The organism is Micromonospora sp. LH3U1 (assembly GCF_028475105.1).
Classification (GTDB): Bacteria; Actinomycetota; Actinomycetes; order Mycobacteriales; family Micromonosporaceae; genus Micromonospora.
The window spans coordinates 5,016,016-5,038,620 of sequence record NZ_CP116936.1 but is presented as its reverse complement, the minus strand read 5'-3'; the positions used below and the strand labels follow the sequence as shown (position 1 = coordinate 5,038,620).

The window sequence follows — 22,605 nt, the reverse complement described above, 5'->3', positions numbered from 1 at the left end:
GCCCGGGTGGTCGGTCTGGTGCCTCGGCTCGGGTTCCTGGAAGTCGCGGTGTTCTGGTCGCGTCGACAGCCCGACTTCCTTGAACCCCAGTCGATCAAGGGCTCGGTTCCGGCAGATCGGTCGCCACCCGCAACTCGGCGAACGCCAGGCCCAGGGTGACCGGGGTGAAGTGCGCGTTCAGGCCGCTCGGGTTGGGCAGCACCCACAGCCGGGCGCCGGCCAGCGACTCCGGCTGCGGCCCGAAGGTGGCCTTCGGCCGGCGAAAACCGATCCGGTACGCGGTAACCCCCACCACCGCCACCCAGCGCGGCCGGAACCGGGCCACCTTGTCGGTCAGGATCGCGGCGCCGTCGAGGAGTTCCGCGGTGCTCAACTCGTCCGCGCGGGCGCTCGCCCGGCTGGCCATGTTGGTGATGCCGAGCCTGAGGGCGGGCAGTTCGTCCTGTTCGCTGGGGTGCAGCAGTCGGGGAGTGAACCCTCCCCGGTGCAGGGCGGGCCAGAAGCGGTTTCCGGGCCGGGCGAAGTGCCAACCCGTTGCGGCCGACCAGAGGCCCGGGTTGATACCGACGAAGAGCACCGCCAACCCCGGCGTGAGGACGTCGGGGATGGTCCGGTCCGCGGCGGCCGCCAGATCCGCCCGGGTCGGCCGGGCCTTCCCGGGCAACACCGCACGGGCCTCTGGAGCCCCGTCGAGCGCCAGCGAACGGACCGGATCGGGCAACACCGCACGGGCCTCTTCGACCGGATCGGGCGTCACAGCCCGCGCAGCGCGCCACCGTCGACCGGCAGGGTGATACCGGTCAGGTAGCTCGCGGCGGGGGAGAGCACGAACGCGGCCACCCGGCCGAACTCGGCGGGGTCGCCGAGTCGTCGCAGCGGGATGGCGGCCTCCGCCTCGGCGCGGGCCCGCTCCGGGTCGCCGGACGCCGAGAAGAGCTCCCGATTGCGGTCGGTCAGGATCCGGCCGGGCAGCAGGCCGACCACCCGAACCCCGCGCGGGCCGTAGTCGTCGGCGATGTCCTTGGCGGCCCCGACCAGGCCGGGCCGTAGACCGTTGGAGATGCCGAGGCCGGGCACCGGGCCCCGGGCCGAGGTGGAGAGCACCAACCCGATCGCACCGCCGTCGGGCAGTGCGCCGGCGACCGTGCGTAGCGCGCGGATGGTGCCCAGGAAGACGGTCTCGAAGGAGAGCCGCCACTGCTCGTCGGTGACCGCCGCGGCGTTGCCCGGCGGTGGCCCACCGACCGAGATCAGGGCGCCGTCGAGCCGGCCGAAATGCTCCTGGGCGGCGGCGACGAGCTGCCCCGGGGTCTCCGGGTCGCTCAGGTCGGCGGTCAGCCCGACGGCGTGCTCCGGACCACCCAGCCGCTCCGTGGCGGCGGCCACGGCGTCCGGGTCCCGGGCCGAGAGCACCACCCGCGCCCCGTCGGCGACGAGGCACTGTGCGGTCGCGTAACCCAGGCCGCGGGAGGCGCCGGTGAGGACGTACACGCGGTCGGTCAGTCCGAGATCCATGAGGCAGATCCTGCCGTATCCGGCACACCCTCGCCGCGAAAGGTGGGCGCGGTCGCTGGACGCGGAGCGGGGCGCAGCAGACGTACCCGTCCGGCGATCTGCACCGCGACGGCGCCGCCAGCGCGGCCCACCGCCGGTAACCGGCGTACACGCGGCGCCCGAAGCCCGTCGTAGTGCAGGCGCGCCTCCCGGACGGCCAGCTCCTCGGCGGCGGCCGGGGGCAGCGCACGTTGTTCGTGCAGCGCACGGGCCAGGTCCCAACCGTCGCGCAGTGACCCGGCGGTCGGTCGCCGGGCGGCCCAGCCGGCGAAGGTCGTCGACCACCTGTCACCGAGGCCGGCGGCGAGCAGTGGCCAGTGCCGGGCCACCTCACCGGCACGTTTGCGCAGCAGGGCCGCGCGGGTGGCGGCCAACTGGGCCGGTGCGAACCCGGGTGGTGGCGGCCCTCCGGCGACCAGCGTCGCCACCAGCTCCGCCTGGCGTTCGGCGAGCCCCGCGAGATCGCCGGATGGCCGCGTGCCGGCGCCGTCGCGTGCGGCGGTCATGTCACAGTCGGGAAGCCCGCGGCGGTGGCCAGGGCGTCCAGTTCGGCGCGGAGCTCGGCTGCCGGTGGATAGTGGCCGTCGCGTTCCAGCAGCAGCGCCGGCGGTCGCTGCCGGGCGCAGAGCGCACCGACCAGCTCCAGCACCACTGGCGGCACCGGGTCGGTGTGGGTGTCGTGGTAGAAACCGCCGTGCTCTGCGCCGCCGGCCACGTGGGCGTACGCGACCCGCTCCAGGGGCAGACGGTCCAGCAACGCGAGCGGGTCGGTGCCCCGGTTGCGGGCGTTGGCGTGCACGTTGGCCACGTCCAGCAGCAACAGTGCCCCGGTCCGGTCGAGGATCTCGGTGAGGAAGTCCGCCTCGTCCAACTCGTCGTCGGGCCAGTCGACCAACGCGGCGATCGGTTCCAGCGCGATCGGCACCGGCAGCTCGGCCTGCGCCCGTGCCACGTTGGCGCAGACCGCGTCGACAGCTTCCCGGCTGCGGGGCAGCGGCAGCAGGTGCCCGGCCTCCAGACCGCCGGCTCGGACGAACGCGATGTGCTCGCTGACCAACGGGGCGTCGACGCGTTGCGCCACCGCGGCAAGGTGTGCGACCCGGGCCGGGTCGACCGGCTCGGCGCCGCCCAGGGAGAGCCGCACACCATGCGGTACGACCGTCACCGCGCGCTCACGCAGCTGTGCCAGGCCCGGCGGGAGCGGCCCGGACGCGGGCACCGCCTCGGCCACCACCTCGACGAAACGCAGCCCGGGCAGCTCGGCCACGAACCCGGCGATCTCCGGACGCCAGCCGATGCCGACCCCGGACGGCCCGGTCATCCGCCGCACCCCCCGCCGCCGCAGCCGCCACCGCCTCCACCGCAGGAACTGCCGCCGTCTCCGCCGGAGCTGTCGCCTCCGCCACCCGACGAGCCGTCGGAGCCACCCGTCCAGCCGCTGCTGGAGGCGGCCTGGCGCTGAATCTCGGCCTGCTCGGCGAAGCCCGGGTCGAGCGCCCAGAGCGAGGCGGTGCCGTACAGGGCCACGCCCATCGCCGCGCCGGCCGCTCCGTAGGTGGCGTAGGCCGGCGCGGAGGCCGGGGCGAGGTGGGTGTGCTCGCGGCGTACACCGCGCAGCGTGGACCGACCGGCCCGGGTGAGCACGGGCGCCCGGCGCAGCACCAGCGTGACGATCAGGAGCGCAACAAGGGTCAGCAGCAGGTAGCCGACCGGGTGACCGCTGAACAGACCGGAGACCAAGCGGAGCACGCCGAGGCCCAGCAGGGCGATCAGGATCGTGGTCCAGAAGCGGGCACGCGCGCGTTGCGCGTCGTCGGTCAGCAGGCCCCGCTGCTCCAGGCCGTTGCGGATCTGGTGCAGCGCGACACGTACGCGCTCGTCCTGCGGCAGGTCCCCGACCCGGGCGTGCTGATGCGCGGCCCAGTGGATGGCCTGGTCCAGTGGGGTGAGCCCGGTCGGAGCGGCCCCGATGGTGGTCAGTCGACGGTCCGGCCGCACGCCGATCGCGCCGCTGCCGCGCAATCCGCCGAGTGCGGCGTGTACGGCGAGTCGGGGTCCACCGTTGAGGTACGCGACCTGCTGCGGCCCGAGTGGATCGGCGGTCATGGCAGCGTTCGACGCGGCCGCCAGACGGACCCGGTGGTACACCGCGACGGCCACCACCAGAGCGGCTGCCACCAGGTAGTACCGGAGGAAGGTCGGGCCGGAGATGCCCCAGGTGTCGCCGGACGCGGCGTGGATGATCATCGACTGCTCCTGTCACCGGAGGGATGCGCGGCCCCATTGTGGAGCAGCCTCGCCACGGTCGGCAGTCGGGTGTCCGCGCGGTCAGCGGCGGCGAACCGCCTCCTCGACCAGGTCGAGCACCGGGCCCAGGTCACCGGCCGGTCGGCCCATGGCCAGGTGCAGCACCAGGCCGTCGTAGGCCAGCTCCAGGAACTGGGCCAGCACATCGATGGGTACGTCCTCGCGCAGCACCCCGGCGTCGCGCTGGCGGGCCAACCGGTCCCGAGTCGCCTCGGCGATCGCGGCGGATCGTTCGGCCCAGCGCCGGGCGAACGCCGGGTCGGTGCGCAGGCGGCGGGAGACCTCCAGTTGGCTGCCCAGCCAGCCGGTGGTGTCGGGGGAGACGGCGCGGGCGAGCAGGTCGCGCATCACCTGCACCAGACCGTTGCGGGCCACCGTCTCGACCATGGCGGCGGCGTCGTCCTCGGCGACGGCCAGGAAGAGCGAGTCCTTGTCGCGGAAGTGGTGGAAGATGGCGCCCCGGGACAGGCCGGTGGCCTCCTCGAGGCGGCGGACGGTCGCCCCCTCGTAGCCGAGCCGGGCGAAACACGCCCGTGCGGCGGCGAGGATCTCCTGCCGGCGCGCGTCGAGCTGGTCCTGGCTTACTCTGGGCACGCGTCGATCGTTGCAGGTCAGACCTGGGCATGCAAACCGTACGTACGGCTTGGTTTGCCGCGCCGATTACCATCGCCCCGTGACCCTGCCCCGCACCGTGCCCACCGCCCCGCTGACCGTGGCCACCGTTCAGGCCACGCCGACGCCGGGTGACGTCGCCGGCAACGCGGTCACCGCCGCCGACCTGGTCCGCCAAGCTGGCGAGCTGGGCGCCCGGGTGGCCGTCCTACCGGAGCTGTTCCTCTGCGCGTACCACCCGCCGACCCTCGCCGCCGACCCGGCCGGCACGGACGTCGCGGCCGACCCGACCGGGATGGTCGCGGATCCCCGGCTCGACCCGCTGCGCGCCGCGGCGCGAGGCCGGCGTCACCGCGCTGGTCGGTGCCGCCGCCCGGCACCCGGACGGCCGGCGGACCATCGCCGCGCTGGTGATCGACCGGGCCGGCGTGGCCCGGGTCGGGTACGACAAGCAGCAGCTGTGGGGCGACGAACGCGAGTTGTTCAGCGCCGGCGGCCGAGGTGCCACGCTGCTCGTCGACGACTGGCGGCTCGGGCTCGGCATCTGCTACGACGGCTGTTTCCCGGAGCACGGCCGGGCCGCAGCTCTCGACGGCGCACACGGTTACCTGTGCCCCAGCGGATACCTGACCGGCTCCGAGCACCGTCGGGACCTGTACTACGCCGCGCGAGCCCTGGACAACACGATGTTCGTGGTCTTCTCCAACGCGGTCGGCGGCGTCGACCCGTGGCGGTTCAACGGCGGCGCGGCGATCTACGACCCGCAGGGACGGGTGCTGACCCGGGGCGCCGACGACGGCACGGCGGTGCTGGTGGCGACGTTGGACCCGGACGTCCTCGCGGCCACCCGGGCGGCCCATTCGATGCTCGCCGATCGACTCCCGGACCAGGGCGGCCCTCGGCTGTCGATGTCCGGCTGAGCCCGTCCTCAGCTCGATACCCGCCGGATCTGTTGGCGGACACGTCGGTCCCGTAGGGTGCCCGAGTGCCACTGCTCCTGCTGGACCTGGACAACACCCTGCTGGATCGGGCCGGGCCGTTCCGCCGCTGGGGTGAGCGCTTCCTGGACGGCATCGGCGCGCCCCCCACCGACATCGACTGGCTGGCCTCGATCGACGCTGACGGGTTGACCGACCGCTGGGATCTCGCCGACGCCATCCGGGACCGCTACGAGCTGCGCATCCCCTCGATCGACCTGGTGGAGGAGTTGCACGACGGGGTGGTGGCGCAGACCCGGCTCGACCCGCTGACCGCCTGCGCGCTGCGGATCGCCGACGACGCGGGCTGGGTGCCGGTCGTGGTCTGCAATGGCACGGTACGCGTCGAGGACGCCAAGATTCGCAGGACCGGCCTGGACCGCTACGTCGCCGACTGGGTGATCTCCGAAGAGGCCGGAGTCAGCAAGCCCAACCCGCGGATCTTCGCGCTCGCCGCCCAGCGGGTCCGGATGCCGCTGCGCGGCGCCTGGGTGGTCGGCGACAGCCCGGAGGCGGACATCGGTGGTGCCGCCGCGGTCGGGCTGCCCAGCGTCTGGTTGCACCGGGGGCGCACCTGGTCGGACGTTCGATTCGCGCCGAGTCACACCGCGGACGGGCTGATCGCCGCGGTCGCCACCGTCCTCGCCCGCTGAGGTTTCGCTCGCTTCTGGTTGTCGCTCGCCAGGTCTCGTCGCTGTTCGGACGGCGGTTCGGTAAATCGGTTGACCGGCTGCGGTGCGGCGGCGAGCATTGTCGGCGCATGGTGCATCCCGGGCGTGCCCCGGTCGAGAAGAAGAGGGGGTCGGTCATGGCCGTCTTCGCAGGTCGCTTCCAGCTGCCTTTCTCAGCCTCGACCAAGGGAACCTCACCACAGTGCGCGATCACGACCTTCCGGCGCTTGAGCGCCGGAGCCGCGGCAAGAGCCGCTTCGACGACGACGAACCACAATTTCTGAAGCGCGGGCGGCCGACCGAGCCGCCCGCAGACCCGGACAGCCAACCTGACCCGGACACCGGCGAGCACTGGTCGTCCTGGGACGACGCCGTGCACGGGCCGCAGCCGCACCCGGACTGGCTGATCACCGAGTTGGCCGCCAAGGACACCGAGCTGGGTGTGCTGAAGACCGGCAAGGAGGCGGACGTCCACCTGGTCCGTCGGGCGGTGCCCGACACCGACCGGTCCTGCCTGCTGGCGGTCAAACGCTACCGCGCCCCTGAGCACCGGCTGTTCCACCGGGACGCCGGCTACCTGGAGGGCCGTCGGGTGCGCCGATCCCGGGAGAACCGGGCGATGGAGGGCCGGACGGCGTTCGGCCGGCAGATGATCGCCGGGCAGTGGGCCGCGGCCGAGTTCGCCGCCCTGGCCCGGCTCTGGGAGATCGGCGCCGGGCACGACCGGATCGCCGTGCCGTACCCGGTGCAGCTGCGGGGCACCGAGCTGATGCTGGAGTTCGTCGGTGACGCGGAGTCGGGGCAGGCGGCGCCCCGGCTGGCTCAGCTGCGACCCGGCCCGGCCGAGCTGCGCGACCTGTGGGCTCAGCTGGTGGAGGCGCTGCGCGTGCTGGCCCGGGCCGGCTACGCGCACGGCGACCTGTCGCCGTACAACCTGCTCGTGCACCAGGGGCGGTTGGTCGTGATCGACCTGCCGCAGGTGGTCGACGTGGTGGCGAACCCGCAGGGGCCGGAGTTCCTGGCCCGCGACGTGCGGGTGGTCGGCACCTGGTTCGCGGCCCGGGGTTTGCCCGCCGAGCAGGTCGATCCCGGCGCGTTGACCGGAGAGCTGCTACGCGAGGCGGGCATCCGCTGACGGGAGCGGGTCGGGCGGCCGGACCGCCCGACCCGCTCCGCCGTTACTGCAGGTAGCGCTCGACCTCGGGCTTGGGGCGTTCGCCCTGCGCGTCCGGGTCGCCGTGGGTCTCCCGGGCGGCCCGCCGACGGCGCAGCAGGTCCCAGCACTGGTCGAGGGATTCCTCCAGGGCACGCAGTCGCTCGCTGGGCTCGCCCTCGGTGCCCGACTCGTGGGCCTGGGCGTCCGCACGCAGCTTGTGTTCCTCGTCGACCAGCTCGGAGATCCGGTTCAGGATGGTCTTGTCGTCCATGCCACAGAGCCTGGCACAGGGTGCCCGGCTCTGCCCGGATTCGGGGGTACCCGTGCGTCCTCGGTCACGGTTTCGGGTAGGGCGACCATGGCGGGCAGCAGCATCGACGCCCATATATTGATGTGGGTAGAAATTCCACCGCCCGCAAGTCTAGAGGCGCCTCGCATTTGGTGAGATGCTTCCGTCGGCCCAAAAGGTGAAGGTTCAACCACCTGCCCGACCGAAGTGGACCGCTGCGGTCGGCGGGACGACGAGGAGACGTGGTTCGATGTCGCAGGTGTCCCAGGCGGTCCCCGCCCCAGCCAGCACCGAACCCCGGATGATTCCGCTGCGGCGTGCGCTGCCCGCACTTGTCCGCGATCCGCTCGGCGCGCTTGTCGACTTCGCGGAGGCCGCCGACGGCGAGGTCATCCGGCTCAACCTCGGCTCGTTCCGCCCCTATCTGGTCAGCCACCCTGAGCACCTACAACGAGTGCTGAGGGACAACGTTGCCAACTACACCCGCGACGGTGACGGGTTGCTCTGGCGACCGGTCCGTCGGATCGTCGGCGACGCCATCCTGGTCGCCGAGGGCGAAGTCTGGGAGTCCAGCCGGGGCGCCCTGCAACCGCTGTTCACCGCCAAACGGGCCGAGACGCTCGTCGACAAGATGGCCGAGGCGATCAACGAGGCGGTCGACGAGTGGCTGGAGCCGGCCCGGGACGGCCGCCCGATCGACGGCGGAGCCGAGCTGACCCGGATCGTGCTGCGCACCACCATGCGGGTGCTCTTCGCCGACCGCATCTCGGTGCCGGACGCCCTGCGGATCAGCGCCGCGCTGGACACCGTCACCACCGCGATGCTTCCGCGACTGCTGATGCCCGCAGTGCCGTACGCGGTGCCGATGCCCGGCGACCGGCCCTTCCGCGAGGCGGTGCGCACCATCGACGAGGTGGTGCTGCCGATCATCCGGGAGGCCCGGTCCCGCCCCACCGACGGCGACGACATCATCTCCACCCTCTGCCGGCCCCGAGCCGACGGCAGCGAACCCGACGAGTACGCGATCCGCGGCGACGTGGTCGCGATGTTCTCCACCGCCACCGAGACCACCATCGCCCTGCTCTCCTGGCTCTGGCCAGTGCTGGCCTCCCGACCCGACGTGGCCGAGCGGATGACCGACGAGATCGAACGGGTCGTCGGCGCCGAACGGGTCGGCCGTGAACACCTGCCCCAGCTGCGCTACGGCCGGATGGTGCTCGACGAGATGCTGCGGCTCTACCCAGCCGGCTGGATGATCCCGCGAACCGCGGTCGGCGACGACGTCCTGGGCGGGGTGCGGATCAAGGCGGGCGGCACTGTGCTGGTCAGCCCGTACGTCACCCAGCGGATGTCGACGTTCTGGACCGACCCGGCGCTCTTCGACCCGGAGAGGTTCGCGCCGGAGCTGCCTCGGCGGCGCTACCGCTACTCCTACTTCCCGTTCGGCGGAGGCCCGCACCAGTGCCTCGGGCAGTACCTGTTCCTGCTGGAGGCCCAGCTCATCGTCAGCACCGTGCTGAGCCGCTACCGCTTCCGGCTGCGCCAACCGGTCGACCTCACGCCCCGAATGGGCGCCTCGCTGCAACCCAAGCAGCGGGCCGAGCTCATCCTCACCCCGGTCGAGCGTCCGGTCGCATCGTGACGGAGACCCCGCGACCGGCGCGGGCCGGTCAGGACGCCGTCGCCGAGCAGGGCCGGGTATGCGCGCTCGCCGTGCGCGGCGTACGCGACCTCCAGGACGTCACCGCCGCCCACCCGGAGCTCTTCGACGCCGCACCGTTCGATGCGGCGCTGCTCAGCTCGGTGGCCACCGCGATCGCCTTCACCGCGCCATGGCACACCGCCGCCGAGCTGCGGATCACCACCCGTACCCTGCTCTGGGTCTTCGCGGCCGACTGGCAGGTCGATTACCTCGCCCGGTCTGTCGACGACGTTCGGGCGGTGGTGACCGACTGCCTCGCGGTGGCCGACGGCGCCGCACCGCCGCCGGGTCGGCACCTGGCGCGGCTACTGGCCGACCTGCGCGACGAGTTGACGACCGTGTCGGCGTTCGCCCGGCTGCGGCCGATCTGGCGCGACGAGCTGGCCCGGATGCTCGCCGCCGTGGCCCGGGAGTGGGACTGGAAGAACCTGCCGACCGACCCGGCCACCGGGCGGCGTCTGCCAGACCTGGACCGCTACCTGGACAACGCCGACAACCTCGCCTGCTCCTTCGTCAACGTCACGCACTGGATCGCCACCGGCGACGACCGGACACTCGCCCAGTTGACCGACCTGCTGGACGCCGGACGTGGCGTGCAGCGGGTGCTGCGGCTGGTCAACGACCTCGCCACGCAGGGGCGCGACGCCGAGTGGGGTGACCTGAACGCCCTTTCGCTTGTCGACGACCCGGCGCAGGTGCACGACCGGCTGGCCGAGCTGACCGCCCGGTCCCGGGGGGACCTGGCCGCCCTCGCCGAGCGGTGCCCCCGCCAGGCGGACTACCTCAACCGGCAGATCTCCTTCACCGGCGGCTTCTACCAACTGTCGGACTTCTGGGGGGAGCGTGATGAGTGACGGCGCCACCCGGGTGTTCGCCGACGCGGCGACCGCCGCCGACCCGGTCGCCGACGCCGCCCGCGAGTTGATCGCCGGCCTTGGCCTGCGGCCGTGGGGGCAGGTCGCCGCGTCGGTGTACGAGACCGGGCGGCTGGTCGCCGTCGCTCCCTGGCTGACCGGGCACCACCAGCGGATCGCGTTCCTGCTGCGCAGTCAGCGCCCGGACGGGGCGTGGGGCCCACCCGAGGGGTACGCCCTGGTGCCGACGCTGAGCGCCACCGACGCGCTGCTCGCCGCGCTGGCCGACGGCCGGGCCGGGACGGAGCTGCTCGCCCCGGTGGCCCGTGGGCTCGGCGCGCTCGTCGGCACGCTGCTCCCCACCGACGCACGGACTCTGCCGGACACCCCCGCGCTGGATCTCATCGTTCCGGCGCTGGTCGACACGATCAACGACCGGCTCGCCGGGCTGGAGCGGGCCACCGCCGACCGACTGCCCCGCCCGCCGTTGCCGCTGCCCGCCGGGCTCAACCGGGACCGGCTGCGCGCGGTGCGGTCCGCAGTGGCCGCCGGAACGGCGCTGCCGCCGAAGCTGGCCCACTTCTACGAGATCCTGGACGCGACACCCGCGGGCGCGGGGCCGACGCTCACCGCGGTCGGCGCCTCGCCCGCCGCGACCGCGACCTGGCTGACCGCGGCCGGCCCGGCCGCCGGACCCGCCGCGCACGCCTTCCTGCAGACGTTGATCCGCGACGGTGGCGGCCCGGTGCCCTGCCCGGCCCCGATCACCGTCTTCGAGCGGGCCTGGGTGCTGAGCGGCCTGCGCCGCGCCGGTGTCGCGATCAACCCGCCGACCTCCGTCCTGGCGAGCCTGACCGCTGCCACCAGCGCCCAGGGCATCGCCACCGGCGACGGCCTACCGACGGACGCCGACACCACCGCGGTGTCACTCGACGCGCTGGCCCGGCTCGGCCGCCCGGCCGACCCCGCCAGCCTCTGGGCGTACGAGACGACCGGCGGCTTCTGCACCTGGCCGGGAGAGGACGGCTTCTCGGTCACCACCAACGCCCACGTGCTGGACGCCTTCGGTCAGCACCTGACCCGGCACCCGGACGCGGACGCGCGCTACCACCGGACGGTCGACCGGCTGAGCGCGGTCCTGCCCGGGCATCAGCGCGCGGACGGCGCCTGGCAGGACCGCTGGCACGCCTCGCCGTACTACGCCACCGCCTGCTGCGTGCTGGCGCTGACGGAGTTCGGGCGGAGCGCGGCGGCCGCCGAGGCAGTGGACCGGGCCGCCGGCTGGGTGTTGAACAGCCAGCGGGCGGACGGCTCGTGGGGGCGGTGGAACGGCACCGCCGAGGAGACGGCGTACGCCCTGCAGGTGCTGTTGGCGGTGCCGGCGACGGTGCCGTGGGTCGACGACGCCCTGGCCCGTGGGCACACCTACCTGCATGAATCCGCCGATCGGGAGCACCCTCCACTGTGGTACGGCAAGGAGCTGTACTGTCCGACCGTCATCGTTCGCGCCGCGGTGCTGGCCGCCTGCCGCCTGGCCGGCCTCCGCACCACCGAGGTCGACCGATCGGTGGTGGATTGCGGTTACCAGGCAACAAAAACAACAACTTGAGGGGTTGTGTGGACACTGCTAGCGTACGCAGAGCCTCAGCCCCGTATGCCCCGCTGCGGTGGGACGTTGCCCTTATGATCACCCGTTGATGAGCTGAGTCAACGCCCGGCCTGGGACGGTTCAATGCGTTCTCGCGGTACGAGTATCCGCACCAAGGTTGTCGCCCTACTGCTCTCCCTGGTCGCGCTCTGGATGTTCGCGGCGTGGGTCACCCTGCGGGACGGGTTCAACCTGCTCGGTGTCCAGTTGCTCAACAGCAAGGTCTACGCCCCGAGCGAGCCGCTGCTGCAGGAGCTCCAGGTGGAGCGGCGGTTGACCCAGACGTACCTGAGCAATCCCGGAGCCGCGCAGCGGACGGCACTCGAGGCCGAGCAGGGCAAGGCCGTCAAGTTGGCCGATGAGTTCGGTGCCTCGGTCCGTAACTGGCAGGTCGACGTGGCCGGCAGCTCCGCACTCGACGTCCAGCTCGACGCGACGATCGCCCAGATCGACGCACTTCAGCAGACCCGTGCGGAGGTGCTGAACCGCAAGATCGACCGGATCGCCGCCGCCGAGGCGTACACCGGCGCGATCGAGTCGATCTTCCAGATCTACGACGTCACGGGCAGTCTGGACGACAAGACGATCGCCGGCGAAGCGGCCGCCCTCATCCAGCTCAACCGGATGAAGGAGCTGATCTCCCAGGAGGATGCGCTACTCAGCGGCCTCTTCGGCAACGGCCGGATGAGTGGTCCCGAGTACGCCCGGTACGTCGCCCTGGTCGGCGCCGAGCGGTTCGTCGGCGAGGAGGCCCGCGTCCGGCTCGCCGACGCCGACCAACGCCGCTACCGGGAGCTCGTCGAGGGCGAGGAGTTCACCCGACTGCGCGCCGTACAGGACAGCATCATCCGTGAGGGCCGGCCGTCGACCCAGTTGCCGATCGGCTCCGAACAGTGGCGCGGAACGGTCGAGCCGGCGCTGGCCGAGGTGAACGACGCGGTGACCGCCGGCGGCGAGGGCATCGTGGGCCGGGCCACCGGCGTGGCCGTGATGGTCGTCGTTCGCCTGGTGCTCGCCACCGGTCTGGGCCTGCTCGCCGTCATCGCCTCCGTCGTCGTCTCGATCACCACGGCACGGACCCTGCTGCGCCAGCTGGACCGGCTGCGCCAGGCCGCCTGGCAGCTCGCCGACGAGCGGCTGCCGCGGGTGGTGGAGCGGCTCGGGCGCGGCGAGGAGGTCGACGTGGCCACCGAGGCGCCCCCGCTGGAGTTCGGCACCGACGAGATCGGCCAGGTCGGCAAGGCGTTCAACGCCGTTCAGGAAACCGCCGTGCGTACGGCCATCGAGCAGGCCGACCTGCGCCGCAACGTCCGCGAGGTCTTCCTCAGCCTGGCCCGACGGACGCAGGCGCTCGTCCACCGCCAGCTCACCCTGCTGGACGCGATGGAGCGCCGCGAACACGACGCGGAGGAGCTGGAGGACCTGTTCCGGGTCGACCACCTGGCCACCCGGATGCGGCGTAACGCGGAAAACCTGATCGTGCTCTCCGGCTCCACCCCCGGTCGGGCCTGGCGGCGCAACGTCCCCATGGTCGACGTGGTGCGCGGTGCCGTGGCCGAGGTGGAGGATTACACCCGGGTCAACGTGCTGCCGCTCGGGCCGATCTCGCTCGCCGGCCGCGCGGTCGGCGACATCATCCACCTGCTCGCCGAGCTGATCGAGAACGGCCTGTCGTTCTCCCCGCCGCACACGACGGTCGAGGTCCGCGGCCAGTTGGTGGCCAACGGGTTCGCCATCGAGATCGAGGACCGGGGCCTCGGCATGAGCGACGAGGACCTGGCCGCGGCGAACCACCGGATCGTCGACCAGTCCGAGCTGAACCTCGCCAACGCCGCCCGCCTCGGGCTCTACGTGGTGAGCCGGCTGACCGAGCGGCACGGCGTGCGGGTACGGCTGAAGGAGTCCGCGTACGGCGGCACCACGGCGGTCGTGCTGATCCCGCTGGAGCTGGTCACCGAGACCGGCGCTGGCCCGGAGGACTCCGGCGCGTTCCGGGCCGGTACGGCCATCCCGATGCCGTCGGCGCCCTCCGCCGACACCGGCCGCCCGGCCCTCCTCGCACCGGTCGCGTTGGCCGCACCGACGAGCGCGGCGCCGGACGTACCGGCCCCGGTCGGCCCGGCGCCGATGTCGGCGGACTTCGCCACCCCGGCCGACGAGGCTGAGACCGAGACCGTGCTGCCCACCCGACAGCGGACGACACCGACCACCGGTACGCCCGAGCTGCCCACCCGTGCCCGGCGGGGCCCGGCCCAGCCAGCCCTGGAAGTCCCGACGACACCCGCCGGCCTGCCCGCGGTCGACCGCACCCGACCGGCGAATCACACCGACGCGCCGGTCGAATCCGGCGACGGTGATCCGGCGTCCGCCCGCGCCGAGGCGGAACAGACCGACTCGGGCCTGCCCGTCCGGGTCCGACAGGCGAACATCGTCCCCGAGCTGCTGGACGACCCAGCGGTGGCGGAGACCGACGACGAGGATGTGGTGCGTCCACCGGAGCAGGTACGCCGGATGATGAGCTCCTACCAGACCGGCACCCGGCGTGGTCGGACCGACGCGGCTCGGCTGCTCGGCGGCGCTTCCGGCGCTCCGGCGGCGGCGCCTGACGAGCCGACCGACGAGGATCCACAAGCGACCTGACGGCGCACCGACGACGCGGGTTCCCGCGCGGTGTGACGGTCAAGCCCCAGACGAACACGGCGCACAGCCGGGCGAGAAGAGGACGACGAAGTGACCCAGAAGACGGCTTCGAGTGCCGACCTGACGTGGTTGCTGGATGACCTGGTGGGCCGGGTGAAGCAGGCCGAGCACGCGGTCGCGCTCTCCACCGACGGCCTGATGATGGCCTCCTCCCAGGGGTTGAGCCGAGACGACGGTGAGCACCTCGCCGCGATGGCCGCCGGTATCCAGAGTCTCGCCCGAGGCGCCGGTAAGCGCTTCGGCGGCGGGCAGGTGCAGCAGACCATCATCGAGATGCAGTCGTCGTTCCTGTTCGTCACCGCAGCCGGCCGCAACGCCTGCCTGGCGGTGCTGGCCACCGAGGACGCCGACGTCGGTCTGATCGCCTACGAGATGGCGATGCTGGTCACCCGCGTCGGCAAGTACGTCGCATCCCCGTCCCGTGGCACCGAGCAGCCGGCCGGCGAGAGGTAGCGGCGATGACGGTCCAGGGGGAGTCCGCAGACCATCAGTGGGTGGATGACCATGCGGGTCCGGTGGTGCGTCCGTACGCGATGACGCGCGGTCGGGCCCGCCCGGTCACCGGCACGTTCGATCTGATCTCCCTGGTCACCGCGACCCGAGCCGAGGTCACGCCGGAGGTCGGTATCGGTCCGGAGCACCTGGCGATCGTCGGGCTGTGTCAGCGCATACAGTCCGTCGCCGAGATCGCCGCTCATCTCGACCTGCCGGTGGGCACCATCCGGGTGCTCCTCGGTGATTTGGCGGCCCGCAGCCTGGTGCAGGTCCGCGAGCCGCAGACCACGGCCGGACTTCCCGACAACAGCATCTTCGAGGCGGTAATCAATGGACTACGGGCACTCTGACCGGCCGGCGGGAGCGACCCCACTGCCCACCGCGATCAAGATCCTGGTCGCTGGCGGTTTCGGTGTGGGCAAGACGACCATGGTCGGCGCGGTCAGCGAAACCCGGCCGTTGCGCACCGAGGAGGTGCTGACGGAGTCGGGGGTCGGCATCGACGACCTGTCCGGGGTGGAGGGTAAGACCACCACCACCGTGGCCATGGACTTCGGCCGGATCACCATCAGTGATGACCTGGTGCTGTACCTGTTCGGTACGCCCGGGCAGGACCGGTTCTGGTTCGTCTGGGACGAGCTGGCGTTGGGCGCCATCGGCGCGGTGGTGCTTGCTGACACCCGCCGGCTCGCCGACTGCTTCCCGTCGATCGACTACTTCGAGGGCCGGGGCACGCCCTTCGTGGTCGCGGTGAACTGCTTCGAGGGCGCCCGGCACTACCGGCTCGACGAGGTGCAGGCCGCGCTGAACCTGGACCCGGGGGTGCCGGTGCTGCTCTGCGACGCCCGGCAGCGGGAGTCCAGCAAGGAGGTGCTCGTCACGCTGATGGAGCACGCCATGAAGACCCGCGAGGCCCGCCGCCGCGCCGCCGGCGACAACTGACCGATGATCGGCGAGGTTTTCCGGTGGAGGCTGTCCGGAATGGCCTCGGCCGATCGTCATGCTGGCGATACCCGAAGACACCAGGGAGCGACCAGATGAAGTACATGATGTTCGTCTGCACCGACAGCGAGCCGGACACCGACCCGACCGACGTACCCGACATCGACAAGTGGGTGGCTGAGAACGACGCCCGTGGTCGCCGCCTCGACGGCGACCCGCTGGCTCCGACCAGCGCGGCCACCACGGTCCGGGTACGCGCCGGCGAGCTGCTCGTCTCCGAGGGGCCGTTCGCGGAGACCACTGAGGTGATCGTGGGCTTCGACCTGCTCGACTGCGCTGACCTGGACGAGGCGATCGAGGTGGCGCGGGCACACCCGATGGCCCGCCACGGGCGGCTGGAACTGCGCCCGTTCGCGGACCTGCCCGCCTGACGGGTTGTCCACATCGCGGCGCCGGCCGATGCGCACCCAGGCACCGGCCGGCGCGGCGGCGGCGGAGGCCGTCGCGGCCGCTGGCGTCGAGGCGTACCCCAGGATCGTCGCGACCCTGATCCGGGTGACCGGGGACTGGGCGCTGGCCGAGGACTGCGCCCAGGAGGCGCTGGCCGTCGCCCTGGAGCGCTGGCCCGCCGACGGTGTGCCGACCAACCCGGGTGGCTGGCTCATGACGGTGGCCCGCAACCGGGCACTCGACGTGCTGCGTCGGGCCACCGTGGAGCGCCGCAAGCTGCACGACCTGGCGCTACTCACGCCCACGGACGCGCAGCCCGACCCTGAGGTGGGGGAGGACGTGGCGGACGACCGACTACGCCTGATCTTCACCTGCTGCCACCCGGCGCTCGCGATCGAGGCCCGGGTGGCGCTGACGCTGCGGACCGTCTGCGGTGTGCCGACCGCCGACATCGCCCGGCTCCTGCTGGTCAGTGACTCGACGATGACCCGACGGCTGACCCGGGCCCGGACCCGCATCACGCAGGCCGGCATCCCCTACCGGGTGCCGAGCGGGCCGGCACTGACCGAGCGGCTGCCCGGCGTCCTCGCCGTGCTGTACCTGCTGTTCACCCGAGGCTACGTCGCCGACGGCGAGCCGGCCTTCGCCGACGAGGCAGTCCGGCTTGCCCGGCTGCTCGACCTGCTGATGCCCGAGCAGTCCGAGGTCGCCGCGCTGCTGGCCCTGTTCCTGTTCCAGCACTCCCGCCGGGACGCCCGCCGCGACGCCGAAGGCACCCTGCTCACCCTGGAGCGACAGGATCGCCGCCGGTGGGACCGCGCCGCCATCGCCGAGGGCCTGGCCGCGCTCGACCGGGTACGCCACGACGGGCCGTACGCGTGGCAGGCCCGGATCGCCGCTTGCCACGCCACCGCGGCGACCGTCGACGCCACCGACTGGCCGGCGATCGCACGGGCCTACGACGCGCTGATCGGCATCCGGGCCTCACCGGTGATCGCGCTCAACCGCGCGGTCGCGCACGGCTACGCGTACGGGCCGGCCGCCGGGTTGGGCCTGCTCGAAGCGGCGCGCGCCGGGGAGGGTTGGACGGCAACCCGCTCGCCGTGGCCGTGGAGGCCGACCTGGTGGCCCGGCAGGGCGACCGGACGCGCGCCGCCAGTCTGTTCCGCCAGGCGGCGGCGACGGTCGGCTCGGCGGCGGAGCGCCGTGCGTTGCTCGACCGGGCTGACGAACTGACCGGGTAGGACAGTTGGTCAGCCGCGCTTGGCCATCGCCAGGAATCGGGCCCAGGCCGCCGGGTCGAAGGCGAGCGTCGGACCAGCCGGGTCCTTGGAGTCACGTACGCCGATGACGCCCGCGAGGTTGTCGGCCACCTCGACGCAGTCGCCGCCGTTGTTGCCACTCCTGGTGCTCTTGCGCCACCGAGCGCCGGTCAGATCCATGATGCTGCCGCTTCTCTGATGAGGTTGAGGGACTGCGCACGCGACAGGGCTCCATCACGAATGCGTTCCCACCGTCGGTCGAGCGTAGCAACGTCGGCCGCCTTGTCGATGAGCTGCGCTTGCGCCTGGCTGTCGACGTGCGCGACCCGCGCCCCGTCCGGCATCTCGGCCACGGTGAACGGCCCACCGAGACCCGGATACATACCGACGTCGGCGGGCACGACGAACAGCGACACGTTCGGCAGCGCGGCCTGCTCGGCCAGCCGCTCGCACTGCTCCCGCATCATGGCCCGGTCGCCGTCGAGGGTGCGCCGGAGGATTCCCTCGTCGAGGACCGCGACGAGCAGCGGCGGGCGTTCCCGTCGCAGGATGGCCTGCCGGCTGAGCCGCGCCTCGGCGAGATCGTCGGCCTCGGCCGGCGTCAGCGCCTCACCGACCAGCGTCGCCAGCGCGTACGCCTTCGTCTGAAGGAGGCCCGGTATCCACGCGAGCTGAAACGACCGCAGCGACAGAGCGTCGCGCTCGATCTCGGCCCAGGGTCGAAACCAGGCCGGCGTCCGGCGCTTCAGCGCGTCCGGCCACAGCTCGTCGACGTTCCGACCGAGCACCTCGGCGACCCGGGCGCGATGACGCGTCTGTGGAATTCGTCCCGTGCTCGCCCATTTCGCGGCCGTCTTCGGATCGACACCAATCTGCGCAGCGAGACTGTCCGCTGTGTGACCCCTCTCGGCCATCGCCGCCTGTACGGCTCGATTCATCTCCACCCCTCCCAGAACGTTCCAGACGTCGAGAGGAGATACTTCTACGCGGTGTGATCGCTTGGCAACCCTCGGCAGTGTGTTGTGGAGACAGCACCGCGGAGGGAGCGCAGGATGCCCGAGGACAAGCCCCGGAACCACCCGAAGCCGACGGGCGGTCCGCCGCCGGTCCGGCCGAGCCTGACCCGCCCGACCGGGCCACGGCACCCTCCGTACCGTGGCCCGGGTCGCCCAGCGAACGTCGTACCCGAAGCACGCTGGCGGTCCCGGTGCGGCCCGCCTGTCGCGCACACCGCCGGCGGCCCTCTGTGGACGTGCGACGCCTGCGGTCATGACTGGCCCTGCCCGGCGCTGCGCGCGATCCCGACCAACGCCGCCCGCCGCGCGACCCTGATCCCCGAGTTCTCGCGGATCACCCGCCGGGCGATCCGCGACCTGCGCGGCCAGCCGGGCGGCCCCGATCCGGTCGCCATCGTCCGCCGTTTCCTCTGGTTCCTGCCCCTCACCGACGAGGAGGCCCGCGCGGTCGCGCTGCGGCTGCGCTGAGGGTCCACCCCTGTCGCGCATCCCTGTTGGACACTAGCCGGCGACCGATATGGTGGCCGCATGAAATTGCCGTTCGAACTTGCTCTGCGCGGTTATGACATGCGTCAGGTCGAGAGTCTCTTTGCCGAGGTCGACGGGGCTCTGGCTACCGACAGCGCTGTGTCACGGGCTGCCGCGCGAGACGCGCTTCGGGCGGCCAGCCTGCGACGGCGGTTACGTGGCTACGAGATGCGGCAGGTGGATGCGGCGATAGACCAACGGCTGGCTGCCCTCGCGCTCCCGGACACCCGGAGCGGACCGGCGTGACCGGCTGGCATCCCGCCCGTGCCGTTCGACGCCGAGCGCTCTGACCGCAAGCCTTCCTCGGCTCGAACGGCGAAGGCCGCCCCCGCCGAAGCGGGAGCGGCCTTCGACCAGCCGTACGCGATCAGTTGGCGATCATGCGGCGCAGCACGTACTGCAGGATGCCGCCGTGCCGGTAGTAGTCCGCCTCACCCGGAGTGTCGATCCGGACCACCGCGTCGAACTCGACGCCGGTGTCGGTAGTGACGTGCACGGTGCGCGGGGTCTCGCCGTCGTTGAGGGCGGTCACCCCGGTGAACGTGAACGTCTCCGTGCCGGTGAGCCCGAGCGACTCGGCGGTGGTGTCCACCGGGAACTGCAGCGGCAGCACACCCATGCCGATCAGGTTCGAGCGGTGGATCCGCTCGTACGACTCGGCGATGACCGCCCGGACGCCCAGAAGCATCGTGCCCTTGGCCGCCCAGTCCCGCGACGAGCCCGAGCCGTACTCCTTGCCGGCCAGCACGACCAGCGGGATGCCGGCCTCCTGGTAGGCCGACGAGGCGTCGTAGATCGAGGTCTGCTCGCCGGTGAGGTGGTTGACGGTGAAGCCGCCCTCCACCCCGGGCACCAGCTGGTTGCGTAGCCGGATGTTGGCGAAGGTGCCCCGGATCATCACCTCGTGGTTGCCGCGGCGGGAGCCGTACGAGTTGAACTCGTGGCGCGGTACGCCGTGCTCGGCGAGGTACGTGCCAGCAGGGGAGTCGGCCTTGATCGAGCCGGCCGGCGAGATGTGGTCGGTGGTCACCGAGTCACCCAGCTTGGCCAGCACCCGAGCGCCGGAGATGTCGACGACCGGCTGCGGCTCGCGCTGCATGCCCTCGAAGTACGGGGGCTTGCGCACGTAGGTGGAGTCGTTCTCCCAGGCGAAGGTGTCACCGGTCGGGGTGGGCAGCGACTGCCACCGCTCGTCACCGGCGAAGACGTCGGCGTACGCCGCGCTGAACCCGGTGGCGCCGATCGCCTGGGCGATGACGTCCTGGATCTCGGCGCTGTTCGGCCAGATCTCGCGCAGGTAGACCGGGTTGCCCTCGGTGTCCTCACCGATCGGCTCGTTGGCCAGGTCGATGTCCATGGTGCCGGTGAGGGCGTAGGCGACCACCAGCGGCGGGGACGCCAGGTAGTTCATCTTGACGTCGGGGTTGATCCGGCCCTCGAAGTTCCGGTTGCCCGAGAGCACCGAGACCACCGACAGGTCGTGCTCGTTGACCGCGGCGGACACCTCCTCGGGCAGTGGGCCCGAGTTGCCGATGCAGGTGGTGCAGCCGTAGCCGACCAGGTTGAAGCCGAGCTTGTCCAGGTACGGCGTGAGGCCGGCCCGCTCGTAGTAGTCCATGACGACCTTCGAGCCGGGCGCCAGGGTGGTCTTCACCCACGGCTTGCGGGTCAGGCCCTTCTCCACCGCGTTACGGGCCAGCAGCGCGGCACCGATCATCACCTGCGGGTTGGACGTGTTGGTGCAGGAGGTGATCGCGGCAATCACCACGGCGCCGTGGTCCAACTCGTACTCGACGCCGTCCGGGCTGGTGACCCGGACCGGGTTGGTGGCCCGGCCGCCGGAGCCGACCGCGGCCGTCTCCAGGTCGCGCGGCTCGTCGGCCGGGTCGCTGAACTCGTTGGCCGGCGGGTCGCTGGCCGGGAAGGACTCGGCGCTGGCCTCGTCGGCCGGGCCGTTGGCGCCGCGCGGCAGCTCCTCGCGGGGCACGCCCGGCTTCAGGTCGCGCTCACCCACGGAGTCGTCGGCCACGTAGTCGGTCAGCGCGGAACGGAACAGCGTCTTCGCAGCGCCCAGCGGCACCCGGTCCTGCGGGCGCTTCGGGCCGGCGAGCGACGGCTCGATGGTGCTGAGATCCAGCTCCAGGCGCTCCGAGTAGGCCGGCTCGGCCGCCGGGTCGTGCCAGAGGCCCTGCTCCTTGGCGTACGCCTCGACGAGCGCGACCTGCGCGGCGTCGCGGCCGGTCAGCTCCAGGTAGCGGATCGTCTCCGCGTCGATCGGGAAGATCGCCACGGTCGAGCCGTACTCCGGGGACATGTTGCCGATGGTGGCCCGGTTGGCCAGCGGTACGGCGCTCACGCCGGGGCCGTAGAACTCGACGAACTTGCCGACCACACCGTGCTTGCGCAGCATCTCGGTGATGGTCAGGACCAGGTCGGTGGCGGTGGTGCCGGCCGGCATCTCGCCGTGCAGCTTGAAGCCGACGACCCGGGGGATCAGCATGCTGACCGGCTGGCCGAGCATCGCGGCCTCGGCCTCGATGCCGCCGACGCCCCAGCCCAGCACGCCCAGGCCGTTGACCATCGTGGTGTGCGAGTCGGTGCCGACCACGGTGTCCGGGTACGCCTGGCCGTTGCGCTCCATGATGGTGCGAGCCAGGTACTCGATGTTGACCTGGTGCACGATGCCGGTGCCCGGCGGGACGACCTTGAACTCGTTGAACGCGGACTGGCCCCAGCGCAGGAACTGGTAGCGCTCCTTGTTGCGCTCGTACTCCAGCTCGACGTTGCGCTCGAAGGCGTCCGCGCGACCGAACAGGTCGGCGATGACGGAGTGGTCGATGACCAGCTCGGCCGGGGCGAGGGGGTTGACCTTGGTGGCGTCGCCGCCCAGGTCACGCACGGCCTCGCGCATGGTGGCCAGGTCGACCACGCAGGGCACACCGGTGAAGTCCTGCATGAGCACCCGCGCCGGGGTGAACTGGATCTCGACGCTCGGGGCGGCGGTGGGGTCCCACCCGCCGAGCTGGCGGATGTGGTCGGCGGTGATGTTCGCGCCGTCCTCGGTCCGCAGCAGGTTCTCCAGCAGGATCTTCAGGCTGTACGGCAGCCGGGCCTGACCGTCCACCTTGTCGATCTTGAAAATCTCGTAGCTCGCGTCTCCGACGCGTAGCTGGGTCTTCGCACCGAAGGTGTCGAGGCTCGCCACGTCGTACTCCTTCACACCAGCGACCGTGAGTAGTCCTGAGCAGTCTGTCGCACCGGTCGGGGTGCCGCCGAGGTTAGGTGACACTTACCGCCGATTCCGCTCTCTACAAAACCGTACGTCCGTCTTGCTAGTTGTGCAACCCGAGCGTCAGCTCCCCGGCTCCACCTCCACCCCTAGCCTCCTAGGACGGCCTACGGGGTGTGCGGGTGCGGGCGCCCACGGCCGCGTGCTTCGGCG

24 protein-coding genes and 1 pseudogene are annotated in these 22,605 nt (G+C 72.1%); 15 read left to right on the top strand and 10 right to left on the bottom strand.

Features of this window, described 5'->3' with window-relative positions:
• Nucleotides 1-94: 94 nt before the first annotated feature.
• The 6 genes from mug to PCA76_RS22905 form a co-directional block, all read right to left on the bottom strand.
• The gene (gene mug / locus PCA76_RS22930; protein ID WP_442930150.1) at nt 95-757 is read right to left on the bottom strand and encodes a G/U mismatch-specific DNA glycosylase; all 663 of its coding nucleotides are present in this window, start codon (nt 755-757) and stop codon (nt 95-97) included.
• On the bottom strand, nt 754-1,515 hold the full coding sequence (locus tag PCA76_RS22925; protein WP_272612541.1) for an SDR family oxidoreductase: 762 nt from the start codon (nt 1,513-1,515) through the stop codon (nt 754-756). The genes mug and PCA76_RS22925 overlap by 4 nt, the downstream gene beginning before the upstream one ends.
• The gene (locus PCA76_RS22920) at nt 1,500-2,060 is read right to left on the bottom strand and encodes a hypothetical protein (RefSeq protein WP_272612540.1); all 561 of its coding nucleotides are present in this window, start codon (nt 2,058-2,060) and stop codon (nt 1,500-1,502) included. The genes PCA76_RS22925 and PCA76_RS22920 overlap by 16 nt, the downstream gene beginning before the upstream one ends.
• Nucleotides 2,057-2,875 (bottom strand): DUF692 domain-containing protein, encoded by an 819-nt coding sequence (locus PCA76_RS22915; RefSeq protein WP_272612539.1) that lies wholly within the window; start codon nt 2,873-2,875, stop codon nt 2,057-2,059. The genes PCA76_RS22920 and PCA76_RS22915 overlap by 4 nt, the downstream gene beginning before the upstream one ends.
• Nucleotides 2,872-3,801: a TIGR04222 domain-containing membrane protein gene (locus PCA76_RS22910; RefSeq protein ID WP_272612538.1), complete on the bottom strand. Its 930-nt coding sequence runs from the start codon at nt 3,799-3,801 to the stop codon at nt 2,872-2,874. The genes PCA76_RS22915 and PCA76_RS22910 overlap by 4 nt, the downstream gene beginning before the upstream one ends.
• A gap of 81 nt (nt 3,802-3,882) precedes the next feature.
• Nucleotides 3,883-4,455, bottom strand: coding sequence for a TetR/AcrR family transcriptional regulator (locus tag PCA76_RS22905; RefSeq protein ID WP_184176807.1), 573 nt, complete (start codon nt 4,453-4,455; stop codon nt 3,883-3,885).
• A 79-nt stretch (nt 4,456-4,534) separates the two neighbouring features.
• On the opposite strand from PCA76_RS22905, the pseudogene PCA76_RS22900 reads away from it, so the two are divergent.
• The 4 genes and pseudogenes from PCA76_RS22900 to PCA76_RS22885 all read left to right on the top strand — a co-directional run.
• Nucleotides 4,535-4,672: pseudogene (locus PCA76_RS22900) on the top strand (carbon-nitrogen hydrolase family protein); the annotation flags it as partial.
• Entirely contained in the window at nt 4,605-5,393 is a 789-nt protein-coding gene (locus tag PCA76_RS22895) for a carbon-nitrogen hydrolase family protein (protein ID WP_336298013.1), read from the top strand. The pseudogene PCA76_RS22900 and the gene PCA76_RS22895, both read left to right, overlap by 68 nt.
• A gap of 65 nt (nt 5,394-5,458) precedes the next feature.
• Nucleotides 5,459-6,103, top strand: coding sequence for an HAD family hydrolase (locus tag PCA76_RS22890; RefSeq protein ID WP_272612537.1), 645 nt, complete (start codon nt 5,459-5,461; stop codon nt 6,101-6,103).
• A gap of 220 nt (nt 6,104-6,323) precedes the next feature.
• On the top strand, nt 6,324-7,256 hold the full coding sequence (locus tag PCA76_RS22885; RefSeq protein WP_272612536.1) for a serine protein kinase RIO: 933 nt from the start codon (nt 6,324-6,326) through the stop codon (nt 7,254-7,256).
• 43 nt (nt 7,257-7,299) lie between these two features.
• Here the strand turns inward: PCA76_RS22885 and PCA76_RS22880 are convergent, their stop codons facing one another.
• Nucleotides 7,300-7,548, bottom strand: a complete 249-nt coding sequence (locus PCA76_RS22880; protein ID WP_272612535.1) for a DUF2630 family protein — start codon at nt 7,546-7,548, stop codon at nt 7,300-7,302.
• A 322-nt stretch (nt 7,549-7,870) separates the two neighbouring features.
• On the opposite strand from PCA76_RS22880, the gene PCA76_RS22875 reads away from it, so the two are divergent.
• From PCA76_RS22875 to PCA76_RS22835, 9 genes are all read left to right on the top strand, one after another.
• Entirely contained in the window at nt 7,871-9,208 is a 1,338-nt protein-coding gene (locus PCA76_RS22875) for a cytochrome P450 (RefSeq protein WP_272619528.1), read from the top strand.
• Nucleotides 9,205-10,122 (top strand): terpene synthase family protein, encoded by a 918-nt coding sequence (locus PCA76_RS22870; protein ID WP_272612534.1) that lies wholly within the window; start codon nt 9,205-9,207, stop codon nt 10,120-10,122. The genes PCA76_RS22875 and PCA76_RS22870 overlap by 4 nt, the downstream gene beginning before the upstream one ends.
• On the top strand, nt 10,115-11,731 hold the full coding sequence (locus PCA76_RS22865) for a prenyltransferase/squalene oxidase repeat-containing protein (protein WP_272612533.1): 1,617 nt from the start codon (nt 10,115-10,117) through the stop codon (nt 11,729-11,731). Before PCA76_RS22870 ends, PCA76_RS22865 begins: the two co-directional genes overlap by 8 nt.
• A gap of 123 nt (nt 11,732-11,854) precedes the next feature.
• A complete protein-coding gene (locus PCA76_RS22860; RefSeq protein ID WP_272612532.1) occupies nt 11,855-14,410 on the top strand; it encodes a sensor histidine kinase in 2,556 nt (851 codons plus the stop codon).
• 90 nt (nt 14,411-14,500) lie between these two features.
• Nucleotides 14,501-14,923 carry a roadblock/LC7 domain-containing protein gene (locus tag PCA76_RS22855; protein WP_272612531.1) on the top strand — a complete coding sequence of 141 codons (423 nt, stop codon included), beginning with the start codon at nt 14,501-14,503 and terminating at the stop codon, nt 14,921-14,923.
• A gap of 5 nt (nt 14,924-14,928) precedes the next feature.
• Nucleotides 14,929-15,315, top strand: a complete 387-nt coding sequence (locus tag PCA76_RS22850) for a DUF742 domain-containing protein (RefSeq protein WP_272612530.1) — start codon at nt 14,929-14,931, stop codon at nt 15,313-15,315.
• The gene (locus tag PCA76_RS22845) at nt 15,296-15,907 is read left to right on the top strand and encodes a GTP-binding protein (protein WP_272612529.1); all 612 of its coding nucleotides are present in this window, start codon (nt 15,296-15,298) and stop codon (nt 15,905-15,907) included. The genes PCA76_RS22850 and PCA76_RS22845 overlap by 20 nt, the downstream gene beginning before the upstream one ends.
• 104 nt (nt 15,908-16,011) lie before the next feature.
• Nucleotides 16,012-16,338: a YciI family protein gene (locus tag PCA76_RS22840; protein WP_442930277.1), complete on the top strand. Its 327-nt coding sequence runs from the start codon at nt 16,012-16,014 to the stop codon at nt 16,336-16,338.
• Nucleotides 16,339-16,366: 28 nt separating this feature from the next.
• A complete protein-coding gene (locus PCA76_RS22835; protein WP_272612527.1) occupies nt 16,367-17,593 on the top strand; it encodes an RNA polymerase sigma factor in 1,227 nt (408 codons plus the stop codon).
• Between the two features lie 17 nt (nt 17,594-17,610).
• Here the strand turns inward: PCA76_RS22835 and PCA76_RS22830 are convergent, their stop codons facing one another.
• Together PCA76_RS22830 and PCA76_RS22825 are read right to left on the bottom strand one after the other, a co-directional pair.
• Nucleotides 17,611-17,799, bottom strand: coding sequence for a DUF397 domain-containing protein (locus tag PCA76_RS22830; protein WP_272612526.1), 189 nt, complete (start codon nt 17,797-17,799; stop codon nt 17,611-17,613).
• Nucleotides 17,790-18,557, bottom strand: a complete 768-nt coding sequence (locus tag PCA76_RS22825) for a DUF5753 domain-containing protein (protein ID WP_272612525.1) — start codon at nt 18,555-18,557, stop codon at nt 17,790-17,792. Before PCA76_RS22825 ends, PCA76_RS22830 begins: the two co-directional genes overlap by 10 nt.
• A gap of 114 nt (nt 18,558-18,671) precedes the next feature.
• Here PCA76_RS22825 and PCA76_RS22820 point away from each other — a divergent pair, with 114 nt between their 5' ends.
• Nucleotides 18,672-19,103: a hypothetical protein gene (locus PCA76_RS22820; protein ID WP_272612524.1), complete on the top strand. Its 432-nt coding sequence runs from the start codon at nt 18,672-18,674 to the stop codon at nt 19,101-19,103.
• Nucleotides 19,104-19,163: 60 nt separating this feature from the next.
• On the top strand, nt 19,164-19,409 hold the full coding sequence (locus PCA76_RS22815; protein WP_272612523.1) for a hypothetical protein: 246 nt from the start codon (nt 19,164-19,166) through the stop codon (nt 19,407-19,409).
• A gap of 121 nt (nt 19,410-19,530) precedes the next feature.
• Here PCA76_RS22815 and PCA76_RS22810 read toward each other — a convergent pair whose 3' ends face one another.
• Nucleotides 19,531-22,383 carry an aconitate hydratase gene (locus tag PCA76_RS22810; protein WP_272612522.1) on the bottom strand — a complete coding sequence of 951 codons (2,853 nt, stop codon included), beginning with the start codon at nt 22,381-22,383 and terminating at the stop codon, nt 19,531-19,533.
• Nucleotides 22,384-22,605: the final 222 nt, after the last annotated feature.